Annotated in this window: 15 protein-coding genes and 2 pseudogenes; 12 read left to right on the top strand and 5 right to left on the bottom strand. The window is 71.4% G+C overall.

The annotated features are described in order from the left end of the window. Nucleotides 1-26: 26 nt before the first annotated feature. On the bottom strand, nucleotides 27-446 hold the full coding sequence (locus SSNG_RS07075) for a hypothetical protein (protein WP_042800657.1): 420 nt from the start codon (nucleotides 444-446) through the stop codon (nucleotides 27-29). Nucleotides 447-628: 182 nt separating this feature from the next. Then, nucleotides 629-1,135, bottom strand: coding sequence for an HAD domain-containing protein (locus SSNG_RS07070; RefSeq protein WP_007263119.1), 507 nt, complete (start codon nucleotides 1,133-1,135; stop codon nucleotides 629-631). A gap of 100 nt (nucleotides 1,136-1,235) precedes the next feature. Between SSNG_RS07070 and SSNG_RS07065 the strand changes: the two genes are divergently transcribed. The 3 genes from SSNG_RS07065 (at nucleotide 1,236) to SSNG_RS07055 (ending at nucleotide 4,883) form a co-directional block, all read left to right on the top strand. After that, nucleotides 1,236-1,784, top strand: coding sequence for a TetR/AcrR family transcriptional regulator (locus SSNG_RS07065; RefSeq protein ID WP_007263118.1), 549 nt, complete (start codon nucleotides 1,236-1,238; stop codon nucleotides 1,782-1,784). After that, nucleotides 1,784-3,328 carry an MFS transporter gene (locus SSNG_RS07060; protein ID WP_007263117.1) on the top strand — a complete coding sequence of 515 codons (1,545 nt, stop codon included), beginning with the start codon at nucleotides 1,784-1,786 and terminating at the stop codon, nucleotides 3,326-3,328. The genes SSNG_RS07065 and SSNG_RS07060 overlap by 1 nt, the downstream gene beginning before the upstream one ends. A gap of 79 nt (nucleotides 3,329-3,407) precedes the next feature. Beyond that, nucleotides 3,408-4,883: a hypothetical protein gene (locus SSNG_RS07055; RefSeq protein ID WP_007263116.1), complete on the top strand. Its 1,476-nt coding sequence runs from the start codon at nucleotides 3,408-3,410 to the stop codon at nucleotides 4,881-4,883. A 41-nt stretch (nucleotides 4,884-4,924) separates the two neighbouring features. Here SSNG_RS07055 and SSNG_RS07050 read toward each other — a convergent pair whose 3' ends face one another. Beyond that, complete coding sequence (locus SSNG_RS07050; protein ID WP_042803043.1) at nucleotides 4,925-5,554, bottom strand: lysophospholipid acyltransferase family protein; 630 nt, start codon at nucleotides 5,552-5,554, stop codon at nucleotides 4,925-4,927. Between the two features lie 303 nt (nucleotides 5,555-5,857). Between SSNG_RS07050 and SSNG_RS07045 the strand changes: the two are divergent. From SSNG_RS07045 to SSNG_RS07035, 3 genes and pseudogenes are all read left to right on the top strand, one after another. Then, a pseudogene (locus SSNG_RS07045) lies at nucleotides 5,858-7,035 on the top strand (glycerophosphodiester phosphodiesterase). Between the two features lie 73 nt (nucleotides 7,036-7,108). Continuing rightward, complete coding sequence (locus SSNG_RS07040; RefSeq protein ID WP_042800655.1) at nucleotides 7,109-7,633, top strand: sigma-70 family RNA polymerase sigma factor; 525 nt, start codon at nucleotides 7,109-7,111, stop codon at nucleotides 7,631-7,633. Between the two features lie 37 nt (nucleotides 7,634-7,670). Beyond that, nucleotides 7,671-8,174 carry a GNAT family N-acetyltransferase gene (locus tag SSNG_RS07035; protein ID WP_042800654.1) on the top strand — a complete coding sequence of 168 codons (504 nt, stop codon included), beginning with the start codon at nucleotides 7,671-7,673 and terminating at the stop codon, nucleotides 8,172-8,174. A gap of 63 nt (nucleotides 8,175-8,237) precedes the next feature. On the opposite strand, the gene SSNG_RS07030 is transcribed toward SSNG_RS07035, so the two are convergent. Further along, nucleotides 8,238-8,654 (bottom strand): hypothetical protein, encoded by a 417-nt coding sequence (locus tag SSNG_RS07030; RefSeq protein ID WP_007263111.1) that lies wholly within the window; start codon nucleotides 8,652-8,654, stop codon nucleotides 8,238-8,240. Beyond that, entirely contained in the window at nucleotides 8,647-9,012 is a 366-nt protein-coding gene (locus tag SSNG_RS07025; protein WP_007263109.1) for a hypothetical protein, read from the bottom strand. Before SSNG_RS07025 ends, SSNG_RS07030 begins: the two co-directional genes overlap by 8 nt. Before the next feature lie 68 nt (nucleotides 9,013-9,080). Between SSNG_RS07025 and SSNG_RS07020 the strand changes: the two genes are divergently transcribed. The 6 genes and pseudogenes from SSNG_RS07020 to SSNG_RS41910 form a co-directional block, all read left to right on the top strand. Further along, complete coding sequence (locus tag SSNG_RS07020; protein WP_042800653.1) at nucleotides 9,081-9,554, top strand: HAD-IA family hydrolase; 474 nt, start codon at nucleotides 9,081-9,083, stop codon at nucleotides 9,552-9,554. Nucleotides 9,555-9,960: 406 nt separating this feature from the next. Continuing rightward, nucleotides 9,961-11,028, top strand: coding sequence for an ATP-binding cassette domain-containing protein (locus SSNG_RS07015; RefSeq protein WP_007263108.1), 1,068 nt, complete (start codon nucleotides 9,961-9,963; stop codon nucleotides 11,026-11,028). Then, nucleotides 11,025-11,693, top strand: a complete 669-nt coding sequence (locus SSNG_RS07010; RefSeq protein ID WP_007263107.1) for a methionine ABC transporter permease — start codon at nucleotides 11,025-11,027, stop codon at nucleotides 11,691-11,693. The genes SSNG_RS07015 and SSNG_RS07010 overlap by 4 nt, the downstream gene beginning before the upstream one ends. A 142-nt stretch (nucleotides 11,694-11,835) precedes the next feature. Continuing rightward, nucleotides 11,836-12,702, top strand: coding sequence for a MetQ/NlpA family ABC transporter substrate-binding protein (locus SSNG_RS07005; RefSeq protein ID WP_007263106.1), 867 nt, complete (start codon nucleotides 11,836-11,838; stop codon nucleotides 12,700-12,702). Nucleotides 12,703-12,950: 248 nt separating this feature from the next. Next, complete coding sequence (locus SSNG_RS07000; RefSeq protein WP_007263105.1) at nucleotides 12,951-13,667, top strand: GNAT family N-acetyltransferase; 717 nt, start codon at nucleotides 12,951-12,953, stop codon at nucleotides 13,665-13,667. 201 nt (nucleotides 13,668-13,868) lie between these two features. Then, nucleotides 13,869-14,065: pseudogene (locus SSNG_RS41910) on the top strand (precorrin-6y C5,15-methyltransferase (decarboxylating) subunit CbiE); the annotation flags it as partial.

Genomic DNA, 14,065 nt, shown 5'->3' with positions numbered 1-14,065 from the left:
CACCGCCCCTCCGGCGTGTCCGGGTGTCAGCAGACGACGGTGATCGAGAACGGCCGGTCGCTGTCCACGGCCGCGCTGCCGGCGGCGGACGGCGTGGCGGTGCGGATGAAGAGGGTGTTGCCGTTCACCTGGCCGACCAGGATGGACGAGCTGCCCGGGCCGGGGTCGTTCCCGCCGTTGGTGTTGATGGTGCCGAGCAGGGCGCAGCCGTTCAGGCCGGAGGACGTGGTGATGTTGTAGCGGCCGATGCCGAACTTGTTGATGCCGGTGATGCCCTGGCCGCCGAGGACCTGGCCGTTGGCGGCGACCTTGGCCCACGCCGTGGTCGTGGCCATGGAGTGGGAGGCGACCGCCGGTTCCGCCGAGGCCGAGGACACGGCGAGCACGCCGCCGACCGTCAGCGCCAGCGCCGCCGCCGCGAGGGTGAGCTTCCTGGATGCGTTCATGACTGTCTCCCTGCATGTGGATGAGTCCGTGCAGGTGGCCCACCCCGGGAAAGGGCTCACCGGGAAGGACTCTCCTCCCTCGCCCGCCACCGGGAGAAGTCCTGGCGGCGACGGTCACTCCAAATGATCAAGATGTGCATCAATCCCGCGATTGCGGGGAGTGATCACCGAATCACTTCACGTCACGGTCCCGCCGCCCAGTCCGCCAGTGCGTCGAAGTCCGCACGGGTCAGGCCGATCCGTTCGTCCACGTGCATCAGCAGGGCGTGCGCCGGGTGGCGCTGGTCGACGTACTCGTGGTCCATGGCGGTGATGTCGTCGTCGATCCAGGCGAAGGGCCGCGCGCCCGCGTACTCCAGGACGTACTGCGTCTTCCAGAAGGTGCCGCGCGGCGCCCGGCCGTGCATCACCGGCCAGTCGATGAAGGGGAGCCGCGGCAGGCCCAGGTGCGGTCCTATCCAGTCGTTCGCCTCGTCCTTCCAGGTGGTGGCCCAGACCAGTTCGTACGCGTCCGCCAGCGCGAGCAGCTCCGTGCCGTGGTGCGGGTTCAGCCAGACCCGCAGCGGCTTGCCGTCGGTGAAGCCGGTGGGCCGCATCCGGTGCGTGGTGTAGCCGTCCGGGCGGCGCTGGGCCTTGGCGGCGTACGGGTTGAGGGGGCCGTCGACGTCGATCAGCAGCAGTGGCTTCATGGCTCCAGCCTTCTTCCCGGGCCGCCCCCGGGGCGACCCGTTTTCTTGATCCGGATCAACGAATGAGACACCTACGTCTCATTCGGGTTATGCTTGTCTCATGGCCATGGATCGTGACCAGGTGCTCCGCGACGCCGCGGCCCTGCTTTCCCGCAAGTCGACCGCCACGATGGACGAGGTCGCCCGCGCCGCCGGCATCGGCCGCGCCACCCTCCACCGGCACTTCGCCGGCCGCGACGCCCTCGTACGCGCCCTCGAAGACCTCGGCATCCGCGAGTTCGAGGGCGCCTTCGACCGGGCCCGCCTCGACGAGGGGACCGCCGTGGACGCCATCAGGCGGCTGATCGCCGAAACCGAGCCCAACGCCCAGCTGCTGGCCTTCCTCGTCACCGAGAACCAGCTCTTCGAGGGCGACCAGGTCAACGAGGGCTGGGCCCGCCTCGACACCCGCGTCAGCGCGCTCTTCAAGCGCGGACAGCAGGAGGGCGACATCCGCATCGACCTGAGCCCCGCATGGCTCACCGAGGCCCTCTACGGGCTCGTCGGCAGCTGCGCCTGGGCCGTCATGGACGGCCGGGTCGCGGCCAAGGACTTCCAGTACATGATCACCGAGTTGCTGCTCGGTGGCGCACGACGGAGTGTGGAGTGATGACCCGAACCGAACAGCTGCACCGGGGGACGGGGGCGGAGGAGAAGGGCAGGGGGCGCTGGCTCGCCCTCTCCGTGCTCGTCCTGGCCGTCCTGCTGGTCGCGGTCGACGCCACCGTACTCGGCCTCGCCACCCCGTCCCTCAGCGAGGACCTCAAGCCCTCCGGCACCCAGCTGCTGTGGATCGGCGACATCTACTCCTTCGTCATCGCCGGCCTGCTCGTCTCCATGGGCTCCCTCGGCGACCGCATCGGCCGCAAGAAGCTCCTCCTCACCGGCGCCGCCGCCTTCGGCGCCGTCTCGGTCCTGAACGCCTACGCGACCAGCCCCGAGATGATGATCGTCGCCCGCGCCCTGCTCGGCGTGGCCGGCGCCACCCTGATGCCGTCCACCCTCGCGCTGATCCGCAACATCTTCCACGACCCGCGCGAACGCAGCCTCGCCATCGGCATCTGGGGCGCCACCGCCTCCGCCGGCGCGGCCGTCGGCCCCGTCGTCGGCGGCGCCCTGCTCCAGCACTTCTGGTGGGGCTCGGTCTTCCTCATCAACCTCCCGGTGATGATCGCCCTGGTCCTCGTCGGCATCCGGCTGCTGCCCGAGTCCAAGAACCCCGTCGCCGGCCCCTGGGACCTGATCAGCGTCGCCCTGTCGCTCGTCGGCGTCATCGGCGTCGTCTACGCCGTCAAGGAAGCGGCCACCCACGGCGCCACCGCCGGCGTCTGGATCGCCGCGGCCCTCGGCGCCGCATGCCTCTACGCCTTCGTCCGCCGCCAGTTCGCCCTCGCCTCCCCGCTGCTCGACATGCGGCTCTTCAAGCACCGCGGCTTCTCCGGCGCGGTCCTCGCCGACCTGCTGACCGTCTTCGGCCTCTCCGGACTCGTCTTCTTCCTCTCCCAGTTCTTCCAGCTGGTCCAGGGCCGCGACCCGCTCGAAGCCGGACTCGCCGAACTGCCCGCCGCCATCGGCGCGGTGGCCACCGGCCTGGTCGCCGGCAGGTACGCCCGCAAGTACTCCGTACGCGTCGTCGTCACCGGCGGCCTCGCCGCCATAGGCCTGGCCCTCGCGGCCCTCACCGTCATCCACCGCGAGACCGGCTACCCGCTGCTCGGCGCCGCCCTGCTCGTCGTCGGCCTCGGCGCCGGCTTCTCCTTCACCGTCACCGCCGACGTCATCCTCTCCAGCGTCCCCAAGGAACAGGCCGGCTCGGCCTCCGCCGTCTCCGAGACCGCGTACGAACTCGGCGCCGCCCTCGGCATCGCCCTGCTCGGCTCCGTCGTCACCGGCGTCTACCAGGGCTTCACCGCCCCGGCCTCGGTCCCCGCCCCGGTCGCCGACGCCGCGCACGAATCCCTCGGCGGCGCCGTGGAGGCAGCCCGCGCCCTGGACCCGGCGACCGCCCACACCATGGTCGGCGCGGCCCAGGACGCCTTCGTGGACGGCCTGCGGCTCGCCTCCGGCGTCGGCGCCGCCGTCCTGCTGGCCACCGCGGCGGCCGCCTGGTTCCTGCTCAAGGGCCAGGAACTCCAGGACGGCGTCGAGCACTGACGCCCCGCGCCGCGCGGTGCCGTCCCGGCGGGCCGAACGGAATTGACAGTCCGTCGGACGCCGGGACACCATCCCCGCGATGGAGATCAACGACCTGACCCCGGCCGAGCGCCGCGTCGTCGACGCCTTCCCGCGCGGCGAGGCGGTCGACTTCCGCGAGAGCCCCGACGAGAGCTCCCACGACGGAGCCTCCTGGGGCCCCGGACGCAGCGTGCGCGCCGAGGTGCTGCGCAACCTCCTCGTCGGGGGCGCCGCCGACGAGGGGCACGTCGCCGGCATCAAGCTCTACGGCGCGAGGATCACCGGCAAGCTCGACCTGAAGTACGCGGTCGTGGACCACCCCATCCGGATGCGGTCCTGCTGGTTCGAACGCAAGCCCATGATGTACGGCGCCCAGCTGCGCGCCCTCGTCCTCGGCGACTCCACCCTCCCGGGCCTGACCGCCGCCACCGTGCGCGTCGAGATCGTGCTCAGGCTCTCCGGCTGCCGCATCGACGGCCCCGTCCGCCTCGCCGGCGCCAGGATCGCCGGCGGGCTCTTCCTCCAGGGCGCCGTCATCCGGCAGGGCAGCCTGGCCGACGAGGCGGACGAGCCGCCGCTCCAGCTCAACCACGCGGAAATAGGCACGGACATCATGGCCGACGGCCTCACCGTCCACGGCCAGTTCCGCATCAACGGCGCCGGCATCGCCGGCCAGATCAGCCTCGACGGCGCCCGGCTCGTCAACCCCGGCGGCATCGCCCTGCACGCCGAGACCCTGGTGGTCGGCACCGACCTGCGCGGCCACCGGCTGCACGCCGAGGGCATGGTCAACCTCACCGGCGCCCGCATCCCCGGCCAGGCCATACTGACCCGCGCCAGCCTGTCCAACCCCGGGGGAGTGGCCCTGCGCGCCAGCTCCGCCGTGATGGGGGAGTTCTGGCTGCGCAAGTGCCCCACCATCGACGGCATCGTCAACCTGCGGCGCAGCCAGTTCGACATCCTCTGGGCCGAGCCGTCCGTGTGGCCGCCCCTGGTCCGCACCGACGGACTCACCTACCGGCTGCTCCACCCCCACCTGCCCGCCGAAGAGCGGCTGCCGCTGCTGGAGCGCGAGGAGGACGGCTACCTGCCGTACGCCTACGAGCAGCTCGCCGCCGCCTACCGCACCGTCGGCGACGAGGCGGGCGCCCGCACCGCCCAACTGGCCAAACTGCGCCGCCACCGGCGCACCCAGCCCCGCCGCACCCGGCTCTGGGGCCTGCTCCAGGACGCCACCGTCGGCTACGGCTTCCGGCCCCTGCGCGCGGCGGCCTGGCTGCTGGCGCTGACGGTCACCGGGACCGTCGCGTACGGGATCACCCCGCCGCGGGCGCTGAAGGCCGGGGAGGCGCCGGAGTTCAACCCGCTCTTCTTCACCCTCGACCTGATGCTGCCGATCATCGGCTTCGGGCAGGAGGGCGCCTTCGCGCCGGCCGGCTGGTACCAGTGGCTGTCGTACCTGCTGATCGTGACCGGCTGGGTCCTCGCCACCACCACGGCGGCGGGCGTCAGCCGGTCACTCCAGCGGCAGTGATCCCCCGGCTGCCGGGCGGCCGGGCCGGCGGGCCGGCGGACTCAGGCAGCCTTCGCCTTCGTCGCGTACATGTCCACGTACTCCTGGCCCGACAGGCGCATGACCTCGGCCATCACCGAGTCGGTCACGGCGCGCAGCACGTAGCGGTCGCGGTCCATGCCCTCGTAGCGGGAGAACTCCATCGGCTCGCCGAAGCGGATCGTCACCCGGCCCGGGCGCGGCATGCCCGCGCCGCCGGGCTGGAGCTTGTCCGTGCCGATCACCGCGAACGGGACCACCGGGGCGCCGGTCATCAGGGTCAGGCGGGCGATGCCGGTACGGCCGCGGTAGAGCCGGCCGTCGGGGGAGCGGGTGCCCTCGGGGTAGATCCCGAAGATCTTGCCCTCCTCCAGGATCCGGCGGCCCGTCATCAGCGCGGCGACGCCGCCGTTCGCACCGTCCCGGTCCACCGGGATCATGCCGGAGCCCGTGAAGAACCACGCCATCAGGCGGCCCTTGAGGCCCTTGCCCGTCACGTACTCGTCCTTGCCGATGAAGTGGACCGTGCGGTCGCACACCAGCGGCAGGATCATCGAGTCGATGAAGGTCAGGTGGTTGCCCGCCAGGATCACCGGACCGGTGCCCGGGATGTTGTCGAGCCCCTCCACCTTGGTGCGGAACATCAGGCGCATGACCGGTCCGACAGTGGCTTTGATGAGCGCGGTACGGAACAACGTGAGCCCTCCGGCATCGAAAAGCGGCTTTCGCACCACACGGCGGTAGTGCAGGTGAGGACGATACTCGCGGGCCGCCCCTGTTGGCACATCGGGTTCACGAGGTGGATACGCAGTGTTGACACGCGTTTCCGCCATGTTCCGCCGGAGCCCACCCCCGCGCCACCCTCCCTTGCCTACCATCGCCACGCCGACCGGGGCCTCCACGCCCCCCGGAGATCCCGGGGCCGCGGGCCCGGTCCAGGACGAGGAGTGGCACAGATGACACAGGGTGGGGCAGCACGGCGCACGGTGCTCGGAGCGGCCGTACTGGCGGCCGGAACCGGCATCACCGGACTCACGGCGGGAACCGCCACCGCCGCGGACGACCGCTCCGGCCACGGCCACGGCGACGGCGGCGGCTACCGCGACCTGCCCGTCCCGCTGGTCATCGGCCACCGCGGCGCCAGCGGCTACCGCCCCGAGCACACCCTCGGCTCCTACCAGCTGGCCCTCGACCTCGGCGCCGACGTCATCGAGCAGGACCTCGTCCCCACCAAGGACGGCCACCTCGTCTGCCGCCACGAGAACGAGATCGGCGGCACCACCGACGTCGCCGACCACCCCGGGTTCGCCGGCCGGCGCACCACCAAGACCGTCGACGGGGTCTCCGTCACCGGCTGGTTCACCGAGGACTTCACCCTCGCCGAACTGAAGACCCTCCGCGCCAAGGAACGCATCCCCGCCGTCCGCCAGCGCAACACCCTCTACGACGGCCACTGGGCGGTCCCCACCTTCGAAGAGGTGCTGCGCTGGGCCAACCGCGAGGGCCGACTGCGCGACAAGCGCGTCTGGCTGCACGTCGAGACCAAGCACCCCACCTACTTCCGGGGCCTCGGCCTCGGCCTGGAGGAGCCCCTCGCCAAGCTGCTGCGCCGCTACGGGCGCGACGGCCGCGACGCCGCCGTGTTCCTTCAGTCCTTCGAGCCCTCCAGCATCCAGCGGCTCTCCCGCCTGGTCTCCGCCCCCCGCGTGGTGCTGCTCTCCGCGGCCCACACGCTGTCCTGGGACTTCGAGACGGCCAAGGACCCCCGCACCGTCGCCGACCTGGTCAAGCCCGAGGGCCTCAAGTGGATCGCGGGCTTCGCCCAGGGCATCGGCCCCACCCTCGACCTGATCGTGCCGCGCGACGCCGCCGGCAAGCTCGGCACCCCCACCACCCTCGTGCGCGACGCTCACGCCAAGGGCCTGGTGCTGCACCCCTACACCGCGCGCAACGAGAAACAGCTTCCTGCCGACCGAGTACCGCAAGGGCACCGACCCCGGCCGCCTACGGAGACGCCTTCGGCGCCCTTCAAGAAGTACTTCGAACTGGCATCGACGGCATCTTCACCGACATTCCGGACACCGGACTCCTCGCCGCGGAGGCCTTCCGCCCCGGCCGCGGCGTCAACCGCTAGCCCCCCGCGCCCGAACGGGTGGGCCGGGCCCGGCGGGGAAACCGCCCGGCCCGGCACCCGCGTCCCGCCCGGCATGGACCTGATACAGGAACCCGACCTGCTCACGGAGCTGGGCCCGCTGCTCTCCGCCGAGGCCGCCGCCGAGGCCCCGGCCGCCGGGGTGGAGCCCGCCGACCTGGAACAAGCCGTCTGGGTGCGGTTGCTGGAACGCGGCCCGCGCGCCCCCTTCCCCGCCGGCCGCGCCCGCTGGCTGCGGCGGGCCGTGCGCGCGGAGGCCCGGCGCGCACGGCGGCGGGCGCAGCGGGAGATCCCGTACGGCGCGACCCCGGCGGACGCGGCCGGCGAGCCCGAGGACGCCCTGCTGCACGGCGAGGAGAACCGGGCCCTCCGATCGGCGGTCGCCCGATTGCCCGGACGCTGCCCGGAGCTGATGGCCGCACTTCTGTCGCCCAGGGACCTGACTTACCGTGAAATCGCAGGAGAGTTGGGTATCTCACAAGGAAGTTTGGGACCGGTACGTTCCCGTTGCCTGGGATGTCTGCGCAGAATGCTCGCTGTCGAGGTTGCGGCTCCTGACCCGTGGGGAAAGGAGCGGTAGACCGGAGAGCTACCAGGTGAGCGGGAGGCATGCGCACATGGGCATGAGCGTGACCATTTCGGCGGCGGCCGCCGAAGACGCCGAGCAGATTTTCAAGCTGCAGTATCTGGCGTTCCAGCGGGAGGCCGAGCTGTACGGCAACTACCTCATCCAGCCCCTCACCCAGTCCCTGGACTCCCTGAAGGCGGAGCTGGCCTCGGACACCGTCCTGGTGGCCCGGCTCGGCGACGAGGTGGTGGGCGCGGTGCGCGGCAGCGTCGGCGAGGACGGCACGGGGAGCATCGCCAAGCTGTGCGTGCACCCGCGGCTGCAGGGCCACGGCCTCGGCGCCCGGCTGCTGCGCGGGGTCGAGGAGGCCCTCGCGGGGCACGCCGGAACGACCCGCTTCCGCCTGCACACGGGCCACAAGAGCGAGTCCAACCTGCGGCTCTACCGCAAGGCCGGCTACGCACAGGTCGGCAACCGCACGGCCTCCGACGGCGTGCGCCTGGTCATCCTGGAGAAGGACGCCAAGGACACCGACTACGCCGTCAGCGCGTAGCGGCCGTCCGGTCCGGGGGTGTTCCGCAGCGACGGCGGGACACCCCCGGACCGGCCCCCGGGTTCAGCGCTTCGAGCGGAGCCAGAGCATCCCGGTCACCGGCAGGATCACGGGGATGAAGAGGTAGCCCCTCCCGAACTCCGACCACACGGTGGCGTCGGGGAAGGAGTCGGGCCGCACCAGCGTCCAGGCCCCGACGGCCAGCACGCCGGCGAGCTCGACGCCGCAGCACACCAGCGCCGCCCGGCGGGCCGTCTCCCCGCCGCGCACCAGCGAGTACGTGATGAAGGCGTACGCCACGGCCGCCGCCGCCGACAGCGAGTACGCCAGCGGCGCCCGGTCGAACTCGGTGGAGATCTGGAAGACCGAGCGCGAGAGCGCGCCGACCACCATCACCCCGTAGAGCCACACCAGCAGCAGTCCGGGACCGGAGACCAGTCGCTTGCGCCCGGCGGGCGGGGCGGTCGTCGTGTCAGGCACCGGATCCCCAGATGTCGTAGAGCCGTACTTCCAGCACGGCGAGGACGACCGCGCCCGCGGCCACCGTCACCGAGCCCCACTTGGTGCGCTCGGTCAGCGAGAGCATCCCGGCCGCAGGGACCGCCGCGAAGGCGCCCAGCAGGTAGGCCACGAAGATCACCGTGCCCTGTTCGGGCTCCTCGCCCCGGCCCAGCTGGACCAGGCCGATCACCAGCTGGGCCAGGACCAGCACGGTCACCACGGCCATGCCGATGAAGTGCCAGTCCTTGGTCGGCTGGTCCCGCCATGCGGCGTGGCCGCACCAGGCGGCGAGGGCGAGTGCGGCCGCGCCGATGGCGACCGTCAGGGCGACGAGCATGCAGCGAGGGTATTACGGGCCCAAAGGCCCGATGCGCCCGGCCCTGGCGGGGGGCTTTGCTGGAAGACATGAAGCTGCAAGCCGAAGCCCTGCTGTTCGACAACGACGGCACCCTCGTCTCGTCCATGGAATCCGTGCACCGCTGCTGGACCCTCTGGGCCCGGGAGTACGGCATACCGGCGGAGGACTTCGCCCGGGTGGAGCTGCACGGCCGCCCGCTGGCCGAGGCGCGGCTGCGGGAGGCGGGCGTCGACTTCCCGGAGCTGGTGACCGCCGGGGACGTCACCCGCGGCAAACCGGACCCGGAGCCGTTCCTGCTGGCCGCGCGGCGCCTGGGCGTGGACCCGGCCCGCTGCGTGGTCTTCGAGGACGCCCCCGCGGGTCTGGCGGCCGGACGGGCGGCCGGCATGCGGACCGTGGCCTTGACCACAACGCACCCGGCCGCCGAGCTCGACGCGGACGTGGTCGTCCGCAACCTGTCGGCCGTGTCCGCGCTGGTCAGCGAGGGTGGGATCACGCTGGAGACGGATCCCGCGAGCTGACTGGTCCAGTCCATTCCTGTCCGGATGGCGGCCGGTTTTCGTCCGCTATCCGGACAGCGTTGATCGGTGAGTCGCCATGTCTGCTTTACTGGGGCCCATGACCACGACGAGCAGCCGCACCCTTGCGACCGAGGCGACGATGACGCCCGGTGCTCGTTGTATGTGTCGAATGTGCGCCTTCTGAGGGCCCCTTCCACGCAGTCTCGCGCCCCGAAGCGAGACCGGCCGGGCAACTCCGCGCCCCAGTCGCACCACACCGCCGACTGATCCCCGGTACGGACCGCTCCTGCCCCGCGCACGCGTCGACACCATCGTTTTGTGACGGTTAGACCCGTATCGCGTCCCCAGATGTTTGCCCCGTGCACGGCACCCCGCACCCCGTGCACTCGACAGCGACGGAAATCCTGTGATCACCACATCGGGCCTCACGAAGGTCTACCAGTCCCGTGGCCGCGAGGTCACCGCCCTGGACGGCGTCGACCTGCACGTCCGCGAGGGCGAGGTCTACGGAGTCATCGGCCAGAGCGGCGCCGGCAAGTCCTCCCTCATCCGCTGCGTGAACCTGCTGGAACGCCCCACCAGCGGCACCGTCACCGTGGACGGCGTCGAGCTCACCGCCCTCGCCGGCCGCGGCCGCCGCGCCGGCAGGGAACTCCGCGAGGCCCGCAGCCGCATCGGCATGGTCTTCCAGCACTTCAACCTGCTGTCCTCGCGCACCGTCCAGGCCAACATCGAGCTCCCCCTGGAGATCCTCGGCGTCTCCGGCCGCGAACGCTCCCGCAAGGCCCTGGAACTCCTCGACCTCGTCGGCCTCGCCGACAAGGCCAAGGCCTACCCCACCCAGCTCTCCGGCGGTCAGAAGCAGCGCGTCGGCATCGCCCGCGCCCTGGCCGGCGACCCCAAGGTGCTCCTCTCGGACGAGGCCACCAGCGCCCTCGACCCCGAGACCACCCGCTCCATCCTCCAGCTGCTGCGCGACCTCAACCGCCAGCTCGGCCTCACCGTCCTCCTCATCACCCACGAGATGGACGTCGTCAAGGCCGTCTGCGACTCCGCCGCCCTCATGAAGAAGGGCCGGATCATCGAGTCCGGCACCGTCGCCGAACTGCTCGCCACCCCCGGCTCCGAGCTCGCCGGCGAACTCTTCCCGGTCAGCGGCACCGCCACCGGCCCCGACCGCACCGTCGTCGACGTCACCTTCCACGGCGAGGCCGCCACCCAGCCGGTCATCTCCCAGCTCTCGCGCACGTACAACATCGACATCTCGATCCTCGGCGCCGCGATGGACACCGTCGCCGGCCGCCAGATCGGCCGCATGCGCATCGAACTCCCCGGCCGCTACGAGGACAACGTGGTGCCCGTCGGCTTCCTGCGCGAGCAGGGCCTCCAGGTCGACATCGTCGACGACGAACCCGACCTCGACTCCGAGATCGACTCCGAGATCGCCGCACTGGTCAAGGAAGGTGCCAAGTGACCTGGTCCGAGATGCAGCCCCTGCTCACCCAGGGCACCTACGACACCCTCTACATGGTGCTGTGGTCCACCCTGGTGACCGTCCTCGGCGGACTGCCCATCGGCATCCTCCTCGTCCTCACCGACAAGGGCGGCCTCCTCCAGAACCAGCCGCTCAACAAGGTCCTCGGCGTGATCGTGAACATAGGCCGCTCGCTGCCGTTCATCATCCTGCTGATCTTCCTGATCCCGGTCACCACCGCCGTCGTCGGCACCTTCATCGGCCCCACCGCCATGATCGTCCCGCTCGCCATCGGCGCCGTCCCCTTCTTCGCCCGGCTCGTCGAGACCGCCGTCCGCGAGGTCGACCACGGCCTCATCGAGGCCGTCGAGTCCATGGGCGGCGGCATCCCCACCCTCGTCGGCAAGGTCCTGCTCCCGCAGGCCCTGCCCTCCCTGGTCGCCGGCGTCACCACCACCGTGATCACCCTCGTCGGCTACTCCGCCATGGCCGGCGCCGTCGGCGGCGAAGGACTCGGCTCCAAGGCCATCACCTACGGCTTCCAGCGCTTCGAGACCGGCTTCATGTTCGCCACCGTCGCCGTCCTCATCGCCCTCGTCACGGTGATCCAGCTGATCGGTGACGGCGTGGTACGCGTCCTCGCGCGCCGCGGCCGGACAGCCTGAGGGAACCCGCCGGACCGCCTGAGACAACCCGCCGGACCGCCTGAGACAACCTCACAGACTTCCCCACAAAGGAAAGCCCGCACTTGTCGTGCTTGGGCCACCACCCCGCGAACACCCGCGAAAAGCAAGAAAGGCACTCTTCGTGCGCAAGAACACCAAGCTCACCGCCATCGCCGCCGCCTCCGCCGCGCTCGCCCTCGGCCTCACCGCCTGCGGCAGCTCCTCGGACCCGTCCACGGCCGCCAAGACCGACGGCGGCAAGGTCGACGAGACCAAGCCCCTGGTCATCGCCGCCTCCCCGAGCCCGCACGCCGACATCCTGAACTTCGTCAAGGACAAGCTCGCGGCCAAGGACGGCCTCAAGCTGGAGGTGAAGGAGTTCACGGACTACGTCCTGCCCAACACCGCCACCGAGCAGGGCCAGGTCGACGGCAACTTCTTCCAGCACAAGCCGTACCTCGACGACTTCAACAAGAAGAACGGCACGCACATCGTGCCCGTCGTGAACGTCCACCTGGAACCCCTCGGCCTCTACTCCAAGAAGGTCAAGGCCCTCACCGACATCAAGCCCGGCCAGACCGTCGCCGTCCCCAACGACACCACCAACGAGGGCCGCGCGCTCCAGCTGCTCGCCGCCAACAAGCTGATCACCCTCAAGGACGGGGTCGGCACCAGCGCCAAGCTGTCCGACATCACCGACAAGAAGGGCCTGGAGTTCAAGGAGCTGGAGGCCGCCACGGTCCCGCGCGCCCTGAACGACGTCGACGCCGCCGTCATCAACGGCAACTACGCCCTCGAGGCCAAGCTCTCGCCCGCCAAGGACGCCCTGGTCCTGGAGAAGGCCGAGAACAACCCGTACGCCAACTTCCTCGCGGTCAAGGAAGGCAAGCAGAACGACCCGCGCATCCAGAAGCTCGCCAAGCTCCTGAACTCCGACGAGGTCAAGAAGTTCATCGAGGAGAAGTACCAGGGCTCGGTCATCCCGGCCTTCGGCACCCCCGCCGCCTGACCCGAGACCGCCTGGTAGACGCCGGGTTCCCGGCCCCGCGCACCCACCCGGGCGCGCGGGGCCGCGGGCTTCCCGGGCCCTGCCCGCTTCCGGGCAGCCCGGCCCTGCACATCCCCCGGCCGATGCTGCATGCTGTGGCCTACGACCCGCACAAACGGTCCCGCACCGGCGGTCCCGTACGAACGGTCCCGTACGAACGGTCCAGCACGAACGGTCCCGCCCCACGGTCCCCAGGCATGGAGCTGCGCATGACTACCACCTTCCCGGACGTCACCATCAGCACGGACCGGCTGGTGCTGCGCCCCTTCGAGGAGGACGACGCCACCGCGCTCGCCGAGATGATGAACGACGAGCAGGTCACCGCCTGGACCTCCGTACCGCACCCCTACACCCACGCCGACGCCCGCGCCTGGGCCACCACCCTCTCCCACGCCGAGCGCACCGAAGGCCGCGGCATCGTCTTCGCCGTCACCGAATTCCTCACCCAGCGCCTCGTGGGCATCGTCCACCTCCAGAACACCGACTGGCGCACCCGCACCACCGAAGCCGGCTACGTCACCGCCCCCTGGGCCCGCGGCGAGGGCTACGCCAGCGAATCCGTCCTCGCCGTCGCCCAGTGGCTCCTGCGCGACCAGCGGTTCGAAAGACTCGAACTGCGCACCGCCGCCGACAACACCGCCTCCCAGCAGGTCGCCCAGAAGATCGGCTGCATCAGCGAAGGCGTCCTGCGCAACGTGGCGATAGTGCGCACCCAGGACGCCGACGGCAGCTGGACCGACACCCGTACCGACCTCATCGTCTGGAGCCTGGTCCCCGAGGACCTCGACGACACCGACGAGTACGACGTCTACGAGAGCCGCCACGCCCGCCCCGGCCCCTCCGGCCGCCCCGGCCACGACGACGGCTACCCCCTGCGCCGCCGCGCCGACGCACACGGATACGCCGTCGGCGCCGACCGGCACTGACCCGATGGCGGACCGGCACCGGCCCGAGCGCCGACCGGCACGGACCCGATGGCGGACCGGCACCGGCCCGATGACCGGGTAGTCTCACCGTGACCCCCTGAAACCCCCTGAAACCCGCTGAGATCCCCTGAGCTCCTCCGGCCAGGGCGATGGCGCCGAAGGCGGTTTCGCCCCACCCCCCACCCCAGGAGACCGACGACGATGGCCGACCGGGTCACGGTGATCGGATGGGACGGCTCCCCCCTGACCGCGGCCGCCCGCTCCGCGCTCTCCGCCGGCCACCCCTCGTGGCCGGGAGCCGCCCACCACCTCGCGCTCCCCGAGATCCCGCCCGGCGCGGAACGCATCCGCCTCGGCAGCCTCGGCCTCGCCGCCCGCCGCATCGCCGGCCACCGCGG

The sequence above is a fragment of the Streptomyces sp. C genome (assembly GCF_000158895.1).
GTDB classification, from domain to species: domain Bacteria; phylum Actinomycetota; class Actinomycetes; order Streptomycetales; family Streptomycetaceae; genus Streptomyces; species Streptomyces racemochromogenes.
The sequence above is the reverse complement of the archived record's forward strand: the minus strand, read 5'-3'. Positions and strand labels throughout refer to the sequence as shown.